The sequence below is a fragment of the Methylopila turkensis genome, from assembly GCF_027922325.1.
Taxonomy (GTDB): Bacteria; Pseudomonadota; Alphaproteobacteria; order Rhizobiales; family Methylopilaceae; genus Methylopila; species Methylopila turkensis.
This window is the reverse complement of the sequence record NZ_BSFL01000005.1, coordinates 72,664-88,879: the sequence shown is the minus strand read 5'-3', so window position 1 is coordinate 88,879 and position 16,216 is coordinate 72,664. Positions and strand designations below refer to the sequence as shown.

At 70.0% G+C, this 16,216-nt stretch carries 15 protein-coding genes; 8 read left to right on the top strand and 7 right to left on the bottom strand.

Annotation, left to right across the window (positions count from 1 at the left end; genetic code table 11):
* The first annotated feature begins 244 nt into the window (after positions 1-244).
* Together PKE78_RS17390 and PKE78_RS17385 are read left to right on the top strand one after the other, a co-directional pair.
* Complete coding sequence (locus tag PKE78_RS17390) at positions 245-2,773, top strand: DUF3772 domain-containing protein (protein ID WP_271202196.1); 2,529 nt, start codon at positions 245-247, stop codon at positions 2,771-2,773.
* Between the two features lie 50 nt (positions 2,774-2,823).
* Positions 2,824-3,432: a CAP domain-containing protein gene (locus tag PKE78_RS17385; RefSeq protein WP_271202195.1), complete on the top strand. Its 609-nt coding sequence runs from the start codon at positions 2,824-2,826 to the stop codon at positions 3,430-3,432.
* A gap of 19 nt (positions 3,433-3,451) precedes the next feature.
* On the opposite strand, the gene PKE78_RS17380 is transcribed toward PKE78_RS17385, so the two are convergent.
* Positions 3,452-4,204, bottom strand: a complete 753-nt coding sequence (locus tag PKE78_RS17380; protein ID WP_271202381.1) for a DUF3750 domain-containing protein — start codon at positions 4,202-4,204, stop codon at positions 3,452-3,454.
* A gap of 127 nt (positions 4,205-4,331) precedes the next feature.
* Here PKE78_RS17380 and PKE78_RS17375 point away from each other — a divergent pair, with 127 nt between their 5' ends.
* On the top strand, positions 4,332-4,664 hold the full coding sequence (locus PKE78_RS17375) for an MliC family protein (RefSeq protein WP_271202194.1): 333 nt from the start codon (positions 4,332-4,334) through the stop codon (positions 4,662-4,664).
* Positions 4,665-4,666: 2 nt separating this feature from the next.
* Here PKE78_RS17375 and PKE78_RS17370 read toward each other — a convergent pair whose 3' ends face one another.
* On the bottom strand, positions 4,667-5,845 hold the full coding sequence (locus PKE78_RS17370) for a GGDEF domain-containing protein (RefSeq protein ID WP_271202193.1): 1,179 nt from the start codon (positions 5,843-5,845) through the stop codon (positions 4,667-4,669).
* 207 nt (positions 5,846-6,052) lie between these two features.
* Between PKE78_RS17370 and PKE78_RS17365 the strand changes: the two genes are divergently transcribed.
* Complete coding sequence (locus tag PKE78_RS17365) at positions 6,053-6,931, top strand: alpha/beta fold hydrolase (RefSeq protein ID WP_271202192.1); 879 nt, start codon at positions 6,053-6,055, stop codon at positions 6,929-6,931.
* Positions 6,932-7,152: 221 nt separating this feature from the next.
* On the top strand, positions 7,153-7,302 hold the full coding sequence (locus PKE78_RS17360; protein WP_271202191.1) for a hypothetical protein: 150 nt from the start codon (positions 7,153-7,155) through the stop codon (positions 7,300-7,302).
* A gap of 7 nt (positions 7,303-7,309) precedes the next feature.
* Here the strand turns inward: PKE78_RS17360 and argE are convergent, their stop codons facing one another.
* Both argE and apaG read right to left on the bottom strand, forming a co-directional pair.
* A complete protein-coding gene (gene argE / locus PKE78_RS17355; RefSeq protein ID WP_271202190.1) occupies positions 7,310-8,482 on the bottom strand; it encodes an acetylornithine deacetylase in 1,173 nt (390 codons plus the stop codon).
* 8 nt (positions 8,483-8,490) lie between these two features.
* The gene (apaG, locus tag PKE78_RS17350) at positions 8,491-8,922 is read right to left on the bottom strand and encodes a Co2+/Mg2+ efflux protein ApaG (protein ID WP_271202189.1); all 432 of its coding nucleotides are present in this window, start codon (positions 8,920-8,922) and stop codon (positions 8,491-8,493) included.
* Positions 8,923-9,203: 281 nt separating this feature from the next.
* Between apaG and PKE78_RS17345 the strand changes: the two genes are divergently transcribed.
* From PKE78_RS17345 to PKE78_RS17335, 3 genes are all read left to right on the top strand, one after another.
* Positions 9,204-10,334 (top strand): TRAP transporter substrate-binding protein, encoded by a 1,131-nt coding sequence (locus PKE78_RS17345; RefSeq protein ID WP_271202188.1) that lies wholly within the window; start codon positions 9,204-9,206, stop codon positions 10,332-10,334.
* Positions 10,335-10,506: 172 nt separating this feature from the next.
* On the top strand, positions 10,507-11,121 hold the full coding sequence (locus PKE78_RS17340; RefSeq protein WP_271202187.1) for a TRAP transporter small permease subunit: 615 nt from the start codon (positions 10,507-10,509) through the stop codon (positions 11,119-11,121).
* On the top strand, positions 11,118-12,461 hold the full coding sequence (locus tag PKE78_RS17335) for a TRAP transporter large permease (RefSeq protein ID WP_271202186.1): 1,344 nt from the start codon (positions 11,118-11,120) through the stop codon (positions 12,459-12,461). The genes PKE78_RS17340 and PKE78_RS17335 overlap by 4 nt, the downstream gene beginning before the upstream one ends.
* Positions 12,462-12,529: 68 nt before the next feature.
* On the opposite strand, the gene PKE78_RS17330 is transcribed toward PKE78_RS17335, so the two are convergent.
* From PKE78_RS17330 to PKE78_RS17320, 3 genes are all read right to left on the bottom strand, one after another.
* Positions 12,530-13,522, bottom strand: a complete 993-nt coding sequence (locus PKE78_RS17330; RefSeq protein WP_428981292.1) for an Hsp33 family molecular chaperone — start codon at positions 13,520-13,522, stop codon at positions 12,530-12,532.
* Positions 13,523-13,634: 112 nt separating this feature from the next.
* Positions 13,635-14,591 carry an ornithine carbamoyltransferase gene (gene argF, locus PKE78_RS17325; protein WP_271202184.1) on the bottom strand — a complete coding sequence of 319 codons (957 nt, stop codon included), beginning with the start codon at positions 14,589-14,591 and terminating at the stop codon, positions 13,635-13,637.
* Positions 14,588-15,808 carry an aspartate aminotransferase family protein gene (locus PKE78_RS17320; RefSeq protein WP_271202183.1) on the bottom strand — a complete coding sequence of 407 codons (1,221 nt, stop codon included), beginning with the start codon at positions 15,806-15,808 and terminating at the stop codon, positions 14,588-14,590. Before PKE78_RS17320 ends, argF begins: the two co-directional genes overlap by 4 nt.
* Positions 15,809-16,216 lie beyond the last annotated feature (408 nt).

The window sequence follows — 16,216 nt, the reverse complement described above, 5'->3', positions numbered from 1 at the left end:
GTCCGACGCGCCACACGCAGCCCCGCCGTTATGGGGAGTTCGCGCGGCTTCGACAGGGCGTCATCGCACCGCGCCGCGGATTTATTTGCGGCGTCGAGCGGATGACGGTGGCCTGATGCCACCCCGCCCGCTCACCGCCGGGAAAAGCGGCCGCCACTGGCGCTTCGCCCGGCCTTGGCCGCATTCCTCGCCGATGCAGGGCGACCCTACGATGGGCCTCAGCGCAGCAATGGACCTGATTCGAATGAAGACCGGCTTTCGGGCGCCGCTCCTCCTCCTCGCCGTCCTCGCGATGGCCTTCGCGGCCCTGCTCGCCGGCCCCGTCGGAGCGCAGACCCCGACGACGGCGCCGCAGCCGATCGCGACGATCGACGCCGCCCGCGCCGAGCTGGACCAGATCGAGGCGACGCTGAAGCGGGACGGCCTGAGCGATCAGGAGCTCAGCGCGCTGCGCAACCGCATCGAGCCCCTGTCGGTCGGCGTCGGCGAGGCAGTGGAGCAGCTCGGACCGCAGCTTTCGGCCGCCGACGCCCGGCTCGCGCAGATCGGACCGAAGCCGGCGGACGGCCAGCCCGCCGAGAGCGCCGAGGTCGCAAAGGAGCGCGACGCGCAGACCGCCGCACGCCAGAAGGTCGACGAGCAGATCAAGCGCGGTCGCCTGCTGCAGGTGGAGGCCAGCCAGGTCGGCGACCAGATCACCCAGCGCCGCCGCGAACTGCTGGCCCAGCGCCTTTTCGAGCGGAGCCGCTCGCTGCTCGACCCCACGCTCTGGATCGAGACGGTCTCGACCATGCCGCGCGAGGCGCGCAGCGTGCAGCTCCTGCTCTCCGACTGGGGCGCGGTGATCGGACGCAATCTCTCGCCGGCGTCGATCCTCGCCGCGCTGGCGTCGATCCTCGTCGCGCTGATCCTGCTGCTTCCCGGCCGGCGCTGGCTGGCCGATCTCGGGCAGCGGCTCGTGGTCGAGCAGATGCCGAAGACGCGGCTGCGCCGGTCGTCGACCGCCATGCTGGTGGTGATCGCCTCCACGCTCGCGCCCGCGCTCGCCATGCTCTCGATCTACTGGGGGCTGCGGATCGCCGGTTGGCTGCCCGAGCGCGTGGCGCCGCTCGCCGTCGCGACCGTCTGGGCGGCCGGCTTCCTTGGCCTGACCCACGGGCTGATGCGCGCCTTCCTGACGCCCGGCCGCCCCTCGTGGCGGCTGATCGAGCTGTCCGAGAACGCGATCGCTGAGATCAAGAACCAGCCGATGTGGTGCGCGCTGGTGTTCGTCGTCGGCCGGCTGTTCGACCGGTTCAACGACCTCATCGTCGCGAGCCTGTCGGCCTCGATCGTCGTCAGCGGGGTGTTCGCGGTGGCGAACGCCGGCACCTTCGCGCTCGCGCTCCGGCGGGTGCGCGCGGCGGAGCGGATCGAGGACGCGGAAGCCGCAGCCCAAGGCCAGAGCGCGGACCGCTTCGGCGGCCCGTTCGCGCTGCTGCTGCGCCTGCTCGCCTGGGTCGCGGTGGCGACCGTGCTGCTGGCGGCGGCGACCGGTTACATCGCCTTCGCGCAGTTCCTTGCGAACCAGGTGATCTGGATCGCGGTGGTGCTGTCCCTGCTTTTCCTGCTGCTGGTGTTCGTCGACGACCTGCTGTCGACCGGGCTGTCGGCGGATACGCCCCTCGGCAAGGCGGTCAGCGGCGCGACCGGCGTGCGGCCGGAATCGCTTGAGCAGATCGGCGTCGTGCTGTCGGGCGTCGCCCGCGTGGCGCTGATCGGCGTCGCGGCGATCATCCTGCTGGCGCCCTGGGGCCTCGAATCCACCGACGTGTTCTCGTGGCTCCGGCTCACTGTCTCCGGCGTCCGGGTCGGGGACATCAACATCTCGATCGCCGGCGTGCTCGGAGCCGTCCTGCTCGTCGTCCTCGGCTTCGCACTCACCAAGATCGTGCAGCGCTGGCTCGACCGCGACCTGCTGCCGAAGACGCGGATGGACACCGGCCTCAAGGCCTCGATCAACACCGGCGTCGGCTATATCGGCGGCATCACCGTGATCGTGATCGCGGTGTCCTATCTCGGCTTCAGCCTCGACCGGCTCGCGATCGTCGCCGGCGCGCTGTCGGTCGGCATCGGCTTCGGCCTGCAGGCGGTGATCTCGAATTTCGTCTCGGGCGTCATCCTGCTGGCCGAGCGCCCGATCAAGGCCGGCGACTGGATCGTCATCGGCTCCGACCAGGGCAACGTCCGGCGCATCTCGGTGCGCTCGACCGAGATCGAGCTGTTCGACCGCTCGACGCTGATCGTGCCGAACTCCGACTTCATCACCAAGAGCGTCAAGAACGTCACGCACGGCAACCCGGTCGGGCGGGTGCAGATCGAGCTGACGATCGCGGCCGACGTCGACCCGGCGGAGGTCAAGAAGCTGCTGCTCGCCACCGCGAAGGCGCATTCCTCGGTGCTCGCCTTTCCCGAGCCGCAGGTGTTCTTCAACAGCCTCGGCAAGGCCGACAACACGTTCGCGCTGTTTGCGAGCGTGGCGAGCCCGCGCCAGGCGGCGAGCGTGAAGAGCGACCTCAACTTCGCGCTGGTGAAGGCGTTCAAGACGGCCGGCGTCGCGATCGGCGGCGCCGCCGCGCCGAGCCTGCCGGAGGCGGTCGACCGCGTCGGCGAGGTGCTGGCGCGGCTGTCCCGCCCGGTTCCCGGCCTTGAGCCGGCGGCGCCTCGCCACGACTCCTCGCGCGCGCCGCTCGCCGACGAGCCTCCGGCCGAGCCGCAGTCAACGAAGTCTTAACCGCGGCGGGGCTGAACCTGCCCGCCCCATCCGCCGCCAAGGAGCGCCCCATGGCCCCCACCGCCCCGCGCGCCGCGGCGCTCGCCGTCCTTCTGGGCGCCCTCGCCGGCTGCTCCAGCGGTCCGGTCGCGCCGCCGCCGTCCTCGACGCCGAGCGTCTACCAGAGCATGTCGAAGCCCGGCGCGGTCCTCGACCGCCGGGCGGCGGCCGACATGATCTCCGACCTGCGCCGCGCCAACGGGCTGCCGCCGGTCACGCTCGACCCCGCGCTGAACCGCTTCGCCGACGAGCAGGCCCAGGCCATGGCGCGGACGGACAAGCTCAGCCACTCGGCCGCGGGCACGCTGAAGGAGCGGATCGCGCGCTCGGGCTACCGCAACGGCGGCATGGTCGAGAACGTGGGCGCGGGGCACGACACGCTCGCCGACGCCTTCGCGGGCTGGCGCCATTCCCCGCCCCATCTGAAAAACATGCTGGCGCCGAAGATGACGCGCATCGGCATCGCCGCCGCCCGCGCGCCGCACTCCCGCTACGAGGTGTTCTGGGCCATGGCGATGGCGGACCCGAACGACCCGCGGCCGGTCGTGGCCGCAGGCGGCGCCCCCACCGGCGCGTCGGGCCCCGCCGCGCCGCCCTTCCTGTTCGGCGGCGGCAACTGAGCTCAAGCTCCTCGGCCGTTCAGTCCAGCGGCGCGCCGAAGCGGCCGACGCCCGGCAGGTTGATCGCCGGACGCCGCAGCTCGACGCCCGCGACGGCGCCAAGGATGTTGAGCTCGAAGCCCTCGTACCAGCCGATCGTCACGCCGGCGTAGCCGCCGAGCGTGAGCCGCAGGCCGGTCTTGGACGGCGTCAGCGCGATCCAGCGGCCGTCATGCGGGTAATCCTTGCCGACGGCCGTCGTGGGCAGCTTGGCCTCGAGCTCCGGCGCGGCCGCCATCACCGCGGCGACGAAGGTGTTGGAGTTCGGCCCCGGCCAGGCGCGGTAGTCGCCATAGGCGCTGTGCGCATAGCCGGCGATCGCCTTCCGGATCTTGGGGATCGCCGCCTCGGCCAGCGCGCCGTCGGCGGCGAACACCGTCTCGGGAACGCGGCCGAACCAGCGGCCGTCGGCGACGAAGCCGTTCACCCGGATCGGCTCGCCCCAGGCGGTGTAGTCGTAGCGCTCGTAGGCGTCCGCGCCCTTCGGCTTCACGACGATCCAGCAATGGGTGGCGAAGATTCCGCGCCAGCGCACGGTGCGGGCCGCGAACACCCGGACCACGGCCTCGCGCTGCTCCGCCGCCGGCCGCAGCAGGCCCGCGCTTGAGCGGTCGGCCGTGCTCCAGTCGCGATGGCGGTCGCCGAGCGCGTAGAGCGCCGCCGACACCGCGATCGGGGCGAGGAACAGCACGACGAAGGCGAGAGAGGCGATGCCGAGAACGCGCAGGATCATGAACCGGAGGGCTGGAACGTGGTGGGTCTCGAGCCGGAGATAGGCCTGCGGCCCGGCGCGCGGTAGCGTCGGCTCCGATTCGTGACCGCGGCGCGCAGCCGCATCCAGCGAAAGGCGCGAACACGGCATGCACGCGCTGAACGCGCTTTTTCTCGGGCCGCTTGTGGCGCTGGCGCTCGCCGGCTGCGCCGGGGATCCCCGGCCGGCGCCCCCGCAGGCCGCGGCGGCGACCATAAGCACCGCGCGCTACGCCTGCGACGACGGCGGCTTCCTGTCGATCCAGTTCCTGCCGGACGCGGCCGCCGTCACCCTGGTCGACGGCTCCACCGCGACGCTCGCCAGGCGGGCGACGGGGTCAGGCCTCTGGTACGCGTCGGAGGAGTTCGAGCTTCGCGGCTCCGGCGACGTCGCCACGTGGACCGCGCGGGGCGCGCGGCCGACCTCGTGCCTCGCGACCTGACCTTAGGCCGGAGAGAGCACGCTCGGGCCCGGCGCGCCGCCGCCTTGCGAGTCGGCGACGACGCAGCGGCCCTTGCCGGCGACCTTGGCCTGGTAGAGCGCCGCGTCCGCGGCGTCGAGCAGCATCGGCACGCTGTCGCCGTTCTCCGGCACCAGTGCGACGCCCACGCTGACGCTGATCCGAACGCTCACGCCTTCGCCGAGGTCGTAAGGCGCCCCGATCTCGCGGATCAGACGCTCGCCCAGCAGCGAGGCTTTGGGCGCCTCCACGTCGCGGGCGATCACCACGAACTCGTCGCCGCCGATGCGCGCCGCCACGTCGCCGGAGCGGAGCAGCCGCTTGAGGCGCTCGGCGGCGATGGTCAGCAGGCGGTCGCCCTTGGCGTGGCCATGGGTGTCGTTGACGCTCTTGAAGCCGTCGAGATCGAGGTAGAGCAGCGCGAGCCCGTCGTCCGACCGGCCGCCGCTGTTGTCGATCGCCCGCATCAGGCCGAACCGGTTGGACAGGCCGGTCAGGACGTCGTGGCGCGCCTGGTGGGCGTGCTCCCGCTCAGCCCGCATCGTGGCGACCAGCAGCGCGTTCAGCTTGTAGCCGGCCATGCGCATGCTGATCAGGTAGAACGGGATCTGGATGAAGGTGACGAACATCACCGGCTCACCCGAGAACGGCGCCGCGAGGCAGGTGGGCCCGAGAGCGAGGATCGTCATGACGGCCGACAGGCGCGGGGCGCCGAAATTCCGGAAGCAGATGCCGCCTACCATCGCCGCGGCCGACATGCAGGCGAGGGTTGCGGCCACCCAGTCGCCGCTCAGCAGCGTGATGAAGGCGCCGAAGCCCACGCTCGCCGCCCACAGGCAGCCGAGCGCGAGATAGAGATCGGTCGGGGTCTCCCGGCCCTCCGCCGCGCGTCGGAACGAGGCCAGCAGCACCGCGAGCCGCACCAGACAGAGCGCCACCTCGACCCCAAGCCACGTCAGGAACAGCGTGTTCGGAAGCCGGTAGGCGATGATGGCCGCGACCAGGATCGAGTTGACCACGCCGCCCGCGAAGATCGGCAGGGTGCCGTGTAGGCTGCGGATCAGGTCGTGGCGGATGTCGACGGGAACGTCCGGGCCAGGATGGGCCAGCCATCGCGTGACGGGCCACCGGGGCAGGCTGAAGACGCTGGTGTCGCTGCGCATGAACGTCGGTGGTGCCAGCGCTCGTGGTTCGCGCCGGGCCTTGGCGCTGTGCGGATCGCCGGATATCCGGTGAACGGAGGGTGATCAAGCGCAAAGAATGTGCAGCGTCTGGGCGGGATCGATCCCTGGACGAAAGTCGGTAAAGGATTGGGAGAGGGAGACATCTGGATGCAGGACCATGTGCGCGCGTTGGGCCCGGCGCCGTTGATGCCGGGGTTCCGCCTGCTGGACGCCGACGTCGGCGACGGCGTCACGATCCGGGCGGCGATCGCGGGCGACGGCCCTCCGCTCCTGCTGCTGCACGGCCACCCGCAGACCCACGTGACCTGGCGGAAGATCGCGCCGGCGCTCGCCCGCCGCTTCACCGTGATCGCGCCTGACCTGCGCGGCTATGGCGACAGTTCGAAGCCCGCCGGCGGCGGCGACCACGCCGCCTATTCCAAGCGCGCGATGGCGCGGGACCAAGTCGCGCTGATGCGCCTGCTCGGCCATGAGCGGTTCCCGGTCGTCGGCCACGACCGCGGCGGGCGCGTGGCGCACCGCATGGCGCTCGACCACCCGTCGGCCGTGGAACGGCTCGCCGTGTTCGACATCGCGCCGACGGCGACGATGTACGCCCGCGCCGATCGGGCCTTCGCGACGCAGTATTTCTGGTGGTTCTTCCTCATCCAGCCGGCGCCGCTGCCGGAGCGCATGATCCTCGCCGACGTCGAGTTTTTTCTGCGCGAGCACGTCGAGCGGCAGAACAAGATCGCCGGCGCGACCGAGCCGGAGGCCTTCGCCGAATACCTGCGCTGCTACCGTTCGCCCGACGGGGTCCACGCCGTGTGCGAGGACTACCGTGCGGCGGCCTCGATCGATCTCGAACACGACGCGGCCGACGCCGTCCGCCGCGTGGAGGCGCCGCTGCTCGCGCTGTGGGGCGCGCGCGGTGTGGTGGGGCGCACCTACGACGTGCTGGCGACCTGGCGGGAGAAGGCGCTGGACGTGCGCGGCGGCGCGCTCGATTGCGGCCACACCCTGCAGGAAGAACTTCCTGATGAAACTCTTGAGCAGATCGAGGCGTTCGTCTTGCGCAAACAGTGAAACGAAGTGGAAAGACCGGGGCGCGGTCCCGCGGTCTTAGTCATGACCGGACAGCGGGGCCGGCATGCGTAGATTTAAGCGCTTCGAGGGCCCATATCGCGGAACGCGAACGGCCATTCACCGTTCTTTAAGCGTAACCGCTAAAATCTTACGGAATGCAAGGACCCTCGGGGCGGTCGGTTTCGTTTGGCAGGTGTGGGATGCAAGACGGGACGAAACAGATGCTCGACCTTCACGTTCAACGCGAAATCGGCGATCGGCTGAGAAAGTCGCTGCCGCAGCAGACCGGCCAGCAGGAGCTTCCCGGGAAGCTCGCTTCGCTGCTCGACGATCTCCGCCGCACGGAGCGGCCGGGCGACCGCCAGCGCTGAGCGCGGCTTACAGCCCCTGGGCGCAGCGCGCGGCAAGGCGTTCGAGAAAACCCTCGAGCGCCGCCAGCTGGCCCTCTTCCAGAAACTCGTCCGCCGTGTGCGCCTGGCGGATCGACCCCGGTCCGCAGACCACCGTCGGAACGCCTGCCGCCTGAAAATGCCCGGCCTCCGTGCCGTAGGACACCGCGAAGGCCCGGTTTTGGCCGGCGAGCTGGAACGCCAACGTTTCCGCCCGCGAGCCCGGGTCCGGCGCGAGGCCGGGCACGACGCCGACCAACTCCGTCGCGATCGCGGCCTTCGGGGCCGTCAGGCGCATCGCCGGCAGCAGTTGCTCCTCCGCGAAGCGCGCAAGGCGTTCCGCCGGTTCGTCCTCGTCGATGCCCGGCAGCCCGCGGAAGCCCCACGAAATCCGACAGCGCTCCGGCACGATGTTCGCCGCCGAGCCCCCCTTCACCACTCCGACCGTGACGGTGGTCTCCGGCGGATCGAACCGGCCGGACGGGTCGCCCGCGATGGCGAAGGCCTCGCGCATGCGGTCGAGCTCGCCGATGAGGCGGCCCGCGGCGATCACCGCGTTCGCCCCGAGCTGCGGCATGCTGGCGTGGGCGGCCCGGCCCGTCACCACCGTCTCATAGGCGAACACGCTCTTGTGGGCGTCGACCACCGTCATTTCGGTCGGCTCGCCGACGACGCAGAGCAGCGGCTTCGGCAGATCGACGCCGAACCGCGCGATGGTCGGGGCGACGCCGGTGCAGCCGGTCTCCTCGTCATAGGAGAACAGCAGGTGGACCGGCGTCCGCAGGTCCGCGCGGAGCAACGCCGGCACGGCCGCGAGAACGCCCGCCAGAAAACCTTTCATGTCGCACGCGCCGCGGCCGTAAAGGCGGCCGTCGCGCGCGGTGAGCCGGAACGGATCGGCGCTCCAGCCGGATCCGTCGGCCGGCACCACGTCGGTATGGCCGGAGAGCAGCACGCCGCCGCGGTCGGCCGGGCCGATGGTGGCGAACAGCGCGGCCTTGCCGGGATCGGACGGATCCGGCGTCCGGACCGAAGCCACGCCGGCGAAGGCCAGCAGCGCCTCGACATAGGCGATCAGCGCGAGGTTCGATTTCGAGCTGACGGTGTCGAAGCCGACCAACGCGCTCAGGATCTCCCGCGCGTTGGGATAGGCGGCGGACACGTCCCGGATCAGTGCAGGGTGCGGACGGCGTGCGGGCTTTCGAGCGCGAAGGCCGGGATCGCCACGTCGAAGGGCTGGCCGATATCCGTCTGCATCTGGTAGCTGCCGACCATGATGCCCGACGGCGTCGGAAGCGGCGCGCCGCTGGTGTAGGTGTAGGACTGGCCGGGCGGCAGCACCGGCTGTTCGCCCACCACGCCCGGACCCCGCACCTCCTCGGTGCGGCCGCGGCCGTCGATGATCCGCCAGCTGCGCGCGACCAGCCGCACCGTCTCGTCGCCCTCGTTCACGATCTCGACCGTGTAGGCGAAGACGTAGCGGTCCTCCTCCGGCGTCGACTCGCCCGGCAGGTAGCGCGGCTGCACGGTGACCCGGATCGCCCGCGTAACGGCGGTCCAGCTGTGTTCGGAAGACGGTTCGGACGCGGGTGATGCGGTCATGATCCCGAGAGCTTAAGCGCCGACGCGGCGGCGGCGTCAACTGCGCAACCGTCGCGGTCGGTCGGAGGCCTGCGAGGGCCGCGGGCTCCGGAGACCGACAATTTGCATTCAATACGCCAGGACGCGACGATTTGGCGCGAATTCCGCTTGATCGCCCCTCAACGGTCACATTTACTGGCGTCCGCGAACCGCCGCGGCCGCATCTGGTCGACAGAAGGCGAGCGCGAGGGAAACGCCGGGACGACAACGCGAAAAGCGCGCGTCCGCCAGGGAGGTCTGTAATGACGAAAACCAACGGCGCCACAGGTGCGCCTGAAACCGGCCGCAGCCGGCGACGATTCCTCGTCGCGGGCGCCGCGGCGGTCGCCGGAGGCGTAGCGGCGCCGTCCGTCGTACGCGCCCAGGCGGCGGTGCGGCTGAAGTTCCAGTCGACTTGGCCGAACAAGGACATCTTCCACGAGTTCGGCTCGGACTTCGTGAAGCGCGTCAACGAGATGGGCGCGGGCCGCATCCAGCTCGACCTGCTGCAGGCCGGCGCGGTGGTGCCCGCCTTCCAGCTTCTGGACGCGGTCAACTCCGGCATCCTCGACGGCGGCCACGGCGTGTCCGCCTACTGGTACGGCAAGAACAAGGCCTTCTCCCTGTTCGGCACCGCGCCGCCCTTCGGCTGGAACGCCAACCAGCTTCTGGGCTGGATCAACTACGGCGGCGGCCAGCAGCTCTATGACGAGCTGGTCCAGGGCGTCCTGAAGCTGAACGTGAAGGGCTTCCTCTCCGGCCCGATGCCGTCCCAGCCGCTCGGCTGGTTCAAGAAGGAGATCAAGACCGCCGACGATCTCAAGGGCATCAAGTACCGCACGGTCGGGCTCTCGGCCGACGTGTTCAAGGAGCTCGGCACCGGCGTCACCATCCTGCCGGGCGGCGAGATCGTGCCCGCGATCGACCGTGGGCTGATCGACGGCGCCGAGTTTAACAACCCGTCTTCGGACAAGGTGCTGGGCTTCGCCGACGTCTCCAAGATCTACATGGTCCAGAGCTACCACCAGGCGCTGGAGAGCTTCGAGATCCTGTTCAACAAGCGGAAGTTCGACGGGCTTCCGACCGAGGTGCAGGCGATCATCAAATACGCCGCCGAGGCCGCTTCCGCCGACATGTCGTGGAAGGCGCAGGACCGCTACTCCAAGGACCTGCAGGCGCTGAAGGACGCGGGCGTGAAGGTGATCCAGACGCCGCGGCCCGTGCTGGAGGCGCAGCTCGCCGCCTGGGACAAGGTGATCGCGGCCCAGACCGATCCGTTCTTCTTGAAGGTGATCGAGAGCCAGAAGGCGTGGGTGAAGCGGGTCGTCGGCTTCACGCAGGAATACGAAGTCGAGACCAAGCTCGCCTACGACCACTTCTTCAAGCAGGCCTGAGCAGCCGGAGGGACGGCCGTCGTTTCGAGCGGCCGTTCCTCCCATCGCGCCAGTCGGGCCTTGCGCATTCGGGCGTCCGCGACTTCGTCGTCAGGCGCGGCGGCGAGATCGCAGACGCCCGAATGCGCAGGCCTGACGGCTAAGCCTCCAGCGTCCGCTTCGGGGAGACCGCATGCAGTCCTATCTTATCGCCGTCGACCGCTTCAACGCGGCCGTCGGCAAGCTGTTCGCGTGGTCGATCGTCGTCCTCACCTTCGTCATCGTCTACGAGGTCGCCTCGCGCCGCCTGATGGGCGCGCCCACGACCTGGGCGTTCGACGCCAGCTACATGCTCTACGGCGTGCTGTTCATGATGGCGGGGGCCTACACGCTCTCGCGCAACGGCCATGTCCGCGGCGACTTCCTGTACCGGCAGTGGCAGCCCCGCACCCAGGCCGGCCTCGACCTCGCGCTGTACATCCTGTTCTTCTTCCCCGGCATCCTGGCCATGGTCTACGCCGGCTGGGTGTTCTTCGACCTGTCGTTCCAGACCGGCGAAACGAGCTCGTTCTCGCCCGACGGCCTGAAGCTGTGGCCGTTCAAGCTCGTGATCCCCGTCACCGGCGTGCTGATGACGCTGCAGGGCGTCGTCGAGGTCATGCGCTGCGTGATCTGCCTCAGGACCGGCGAGTGGCCGCAGCGCCTGAGCGACGTCGAGGAGACCGAGCAGCTCATCCTCGCCGAGGCGGCGGCCAATCAGGTCGCCATCGACCCCAAGAAGATCGACGTCGACGAGGCCAAGATATGAGCGCGTTCATTTCCGATCCGGCGATGGGCGTGATCATGCTCGCCCTGTTCGTCGCGCTGCTGCTGCTGGGCTTCCCGATCGCCTTCACGCTCATGGCCCTTGGCGTCGCCTTCGGCTACTACGCCATGGGCGACACGGTGTTCCAGCTGTTCGTCCAGCGCGCCTACAGCGTGATGTCGAGCGACGTCCTGATTTCGGTGCCGCTGTTCCTGTTCATGGGCTATCTGGTCGAGCGCGCCAACATCCTCGACCGGCTGTTCCGCTCGATCCAGCTCGCGGCCGGCGGCCTGCCGGGCTCCCTCGCGCTCGCGACGCTCGCGACCTGCGCGCTGTTCGCGACCGCGACCGGCATCGTCGGCGCGGTGGTGACGCTGATGGGTCTGCTGGCCTTCCCCGCCATGCTGCGCGCCGGCTACGACACGCGTCTGTCGGCCGGCGTCATCTGCGCCGGCGGCTGTCTCGGCATCCTGATCCCGCCCAGCGTGATGCTGATCCTCTACGGCGCGACCGCCGGCGTTTCGGTGGTGAAGCTCTACGCCGCGGCGTTCTTCCCCGGCCTGATGCTCGCCAGCCTCTACATGGTCTATGTGGTCGTGCGCGTGCTGATCACGCCGTCGCTCGCGCCCAAGCTGCCGCAGTCCGAGCGCGCCGCCTCCTACTGGACGGTGATGTGGGCGCTCGCGACCTCGTTCCTGCCGCTTGCGCTGCTGATCTCCGGCGTGCTGGGCGCGATCATCGGCGGCTACGCCACGCCGTCCGAGGCCGCGGCGATCGGCGCCTTCGGCGCCATGCTGCTCGCGATCGCCTACCGGCAGCTGACTTTTAACAAGCTCAGGGAGTCGGTCTATCTCACCGCCCGCGCGTCGGCGATGGTGTGCTGGCTGTTCGTCGGCTCGTTCGTGTTCTCGGCGGTGTTCGCCTATCTCGGCGGCCAGTCCGTGGTCGAGAACTTCATCATCGGGCTCGACCTAACGCCGATCCAGTTCCTGCTGCTCACCCAGGTCATCATCTTCGTGCTGGGCTGGCCGCTGGAGTGGACCGAGATCATCGTGATCTTCCTGCCCATCTTCCTGCCGCTGCTGAGCCACTTCAACATCGACCCGCTGTTCTTCGGCATCCTCGTGGCGCTGAACGTACAGACGTCGTTCCTGTCGCCGCCAGTCGCGATGGCGCCGTTCTACCTGAAGGGCGTCGCGCCCAAGCACGTCTCAATCAACGAGATCTTCGCGGGAGTGATGCCGTTCCTCTTCATCGTGCTGTTCTCGATGCTGCTCTACTATACTTTCCCGGCGATCGGCCTGTGGCTGCCGAACTACATGTACGGCGGCGGAGCGGGCTGACGCGAACGATGGCGCTCTCGATCCCGGATCGCGGCCGCGATCCGGGATGACGCGTCAAGGCGGCGACCTTAGTTCTGGCCGCTGTCGCCGGCCTCGTCGAGCGCGACGACCTCTTCGGCCGAAAAACCGTACTTCGTCGAGCAGAAGTCGCAGGTCACCTCGATCGAGCCGTCGTCGAGACGCATGTCGCGCCGCTCCTCGGCGGAGAAGCTCTTCAGCATCCCGCGCACCCGGTCCTGCGAGCAGCGGCAGGCCTCGCGCACGCCGCGGCTCTCGAACACGCGGATCTCGCGCTCGTTGAACAGCCGGATCAGCAGCCGCTCCGGCGGGAGCGTCGGGTCGATCAGCTCGTGATCCTCGACGGTGGCGACCAGCGTCTGGGCCTCCACCCAGGCGTCGTCCTCAGGCGTCGCGTCGATCACCGCGTCCTCGGGCGCGTCGCCCGGGTCCAGATCGGGCGCGCGCATGCGCTCCGGCGCCTCCGGCAGGAACTGGACGATCAGCCCGCCGGCCCGCCAGGAATGGCGCGCCCCGGTCTCGAAGCTTTCCGCCACCGCGAGGCGCACCTTGGTCGGGATCTGCTCCGACTGCTGGAAATAGGTGTGCGCCGCGTCCTCCAGCGAGCCGCCCTCAAGCGCGACCACGCCCTGGTAGCGCGACATGTCCGGCCCCTGGTCGACGGTCAGCGCGAGATGGCCGCGGCCGAGCAGGGCGCCGGCGTCGCGGAGGCCGTCGAGCCGGTCGGCGTCGAAGCGCGCGCAGGCGCGCACCTTGTCGGGCGCCTCGAAGTCGACGACCAGCATGCCGACCGGGCCGTCCGAACGGGTCTGGAGCTGGAAGCGGCCGTCGATCTTGAGCGCCGAGCCGAGCAGCACGGTGAGCGCCACCGCCTCGCCGACGAGCTTCGACACCGCGGGCGGATAGGCGTGGCGCTCCAACACGGCGTCGATCGACGGCCCGAGCCGCACGACGCGCCCACGCACGTCGAGCTCCTCGATCTGGAACGGCAGGATGCGGTCGTCGCCGTCCTCTCGGAGGCTCGCGGAGGCTGTGTCTGTCATGATGGCCGACATGTAAGCGAGGCGGGGACGAACGGGAAGGGACAGGAGCGCCGACCCGCTCCGCGACGAGGTCGGGGCATACGAGCGCCGCTCGGGATGCCCTCAGGCCTGTTCAGACCGCGCCGAAGCACCAGGCCAGAACGCCCTTCTGGGCGTGCAGGCGGTTCTCGGCCTCGTCGAACACCGCCGACTGCGGACCGTCGATGATCTCGTCGGTCACCTCCTCGCCGCGGTGCGCCGGCAGGCAATGCAGGAAGATCGCGTCCGGCGCGGCCTTGCGCATCAGCGCGGCGTTGACCTGATACGGCTTCAGCAGGTTGTGGCGACGCTCCCAGTCGCTGTCGCCCATGGAGACCCAGCTGTCGGTGATGACCGCGTCCGCGCCGTCGACCGCCTGCTCGGGATCGCTTCCGACCCGGATGTCGGCGCCTTCGCCCCTCGCCCAGTCCAGAATGTCCGACCGCGGTCCGAGCTCGTCCGGCGTCGCGACGTTGAGGCGGAAATCGAACCGCGCCGCCGCGTGCATCCAGGAGGCGAGCACGTTGTTGAAGTCGCCCGTCCAGGCGACGGTGCGGCCGGCGATGTCGCCCTTGCGCTCCTCGAAGGTGAGCAGGTCCGCCATCACCTGGCAGGGGTGCGAGAGCTTGGTGAGCCCGTTGATCACCGGCACCGTGGCGTTGGCCGCGAGGTCGAGCAGCAGGTCATGCCGGAGCGTGCGGATCATGATCGCGTCGACGAAGCGCGACAGCACCCGCGCCGTGTCCGCGATCGCCTCGCGCTCGCCGAGCTCGATCTCCTTGCCGGTGACCATCATCGGCTCGCCGCCGAGCTCGCGGATCCCGACGTCGAACGACATGCGGGTGCGCAGGGACGGCTGCTCGAACACCATGGCGACGACCTTGCCGGCGAGCGGCCTGTCGGCCGCGGCCGCGGGCGTGCGGCGCCGCCGCTTCATGGCGAGGCCGGAGTCGAGCATGGCCCGCAGTTCGGCCCCCGAGAAGTCGCAGAGGTCGAGGAAGTGCTTCGGGCCGGAGGCGCCCGAGCCGTTCCCGTGAACCGACGTCGTCATTCCGCGGCCCCCCGCGCGAGAGCAAGACCCATGTCGCGCTTGATGCGGTCGAGCGCGCGCTCGATCTTCGCGATCGCCTCGCCGATTTCGGCCTCGGTCACGATGAGCGGCGGCAGCAGGCGCACCACGTTGTCGCCGGCGCCAACCGTCAGCAGCCCCTCCGCGCGGAAGGCCGCGGCCACGTCCCCGTTCGGGATCGCGCAGCGCAGGCCGGTCAGAAGGCCCTCGCCGCGCACCTCCGTCACGATCGAACGGTGCGCGTCGACCACGCCCGCGAGCCGCTGCTTCAGCAGCAGGCCCATGCGGCGGGCATGGTCGAGGAAGCCCGGCTCCAGCACCACGTCGAGCACGGCGTTGCCGACCGCCATGGCGAGCGGATTGCCGCCGAAGGTCGAGCCGTGGACGCCCGCCGTCATGCCGTCGGCGGCGTCGCGGGTCGCGAGGCAGGCGCCGAGCGGAAAGCCGCCGCCGATGCCCTTGGCGACCGCCATCACGTCCGGCGTCACGCCCGAAATCTCATGCGCGAACAGATGGCCGGTGCGGCCGACGCCGCTCTGGACCTCGTCCACCACCAGCAGCAGCCCATGCCGGTCGCACAGCTCGCGCAGGCTCCGCATGAAGGCGGGCGGCACAAGCCGCACCCCGCCCTCGCCCTGCAGCGGCTCGATCAGGACGCCCGCGGTCTCCGGGCCGATCGCGGCCTCGACCGCCGCGAGGTCGCCGAACGGCACCTGGTCGAAGCCCTCAACCTTGGGGCCGAACCCTTCGAGGTACTTGGCCTGGCCGCCGGCCGCGATGGTCGCGAGCGTGCGGCCGTGGAACGCGCCCTCGAAGGTGATCAGGCGGTAGCGCTCGGGCTGGCCGTTGGCGTGGAAGTGCTTGCGCGCGAGCTTGATCGACGCCTCGAGCGCCTCCGCGCCCGAATTGCAGAAGAACACGACGTCCGCGAAGCTCGCGTCCACCAGCCGCTGCGCCAGCCGCTCGCCCTCGGGGATCCGGTAGAGGTTCGAGACGTGCCAGAGCTTCTGCGCCTGCTCCGTCAGCGCCGCGACGAGATGCGGGTGGGAATGGCCGAGCGCGTTGACCGCGACGCCCGCCGCGAAGTCGAGGTAGCGGTCGCCGTCGGTCGTCACGAGCCAGCAGCCCTCGCCTCGCTCGAACGCGAGCTCCGACCGCGCGAAGACGGGGAGGAGCGGAGAGGCTGCGGGCGAGGACACGGACGGCGTCCCTTCGAACGGTCGTTGCGACAAAGTCCCGCCGGTCGCCCGGCCGGGAGCGGAAAAAAGAAAAAGAGCCGCCCAGCCGAGCGGCCCTTTGTTTGGGCGGGATAATATGGACGGGCCCCTTATTGTCAAATCACGCCGGCCCGGCAGGCTCTTGAGAGGCCCCGCAGCCGCGAAGCTGTGGGAAGCTGTGGAGAGACGGTGGAAAACGTGGAGCGCAGGACTTGGGGAAAACCCCAGTGTTGCATTTCCGACTCTTGCCGCTGAGTCGCCCGGCGCCGTAGTTTAGATTTCGTTAAGCGCGGGCTTCGCGCTGACATGACAATCCCGGCGAAGACGACGGCGGCGACGCCCGTGCGTGAATCCTCACGTGACGGCGAGCTTCTCGGATTCCGCCTCCAG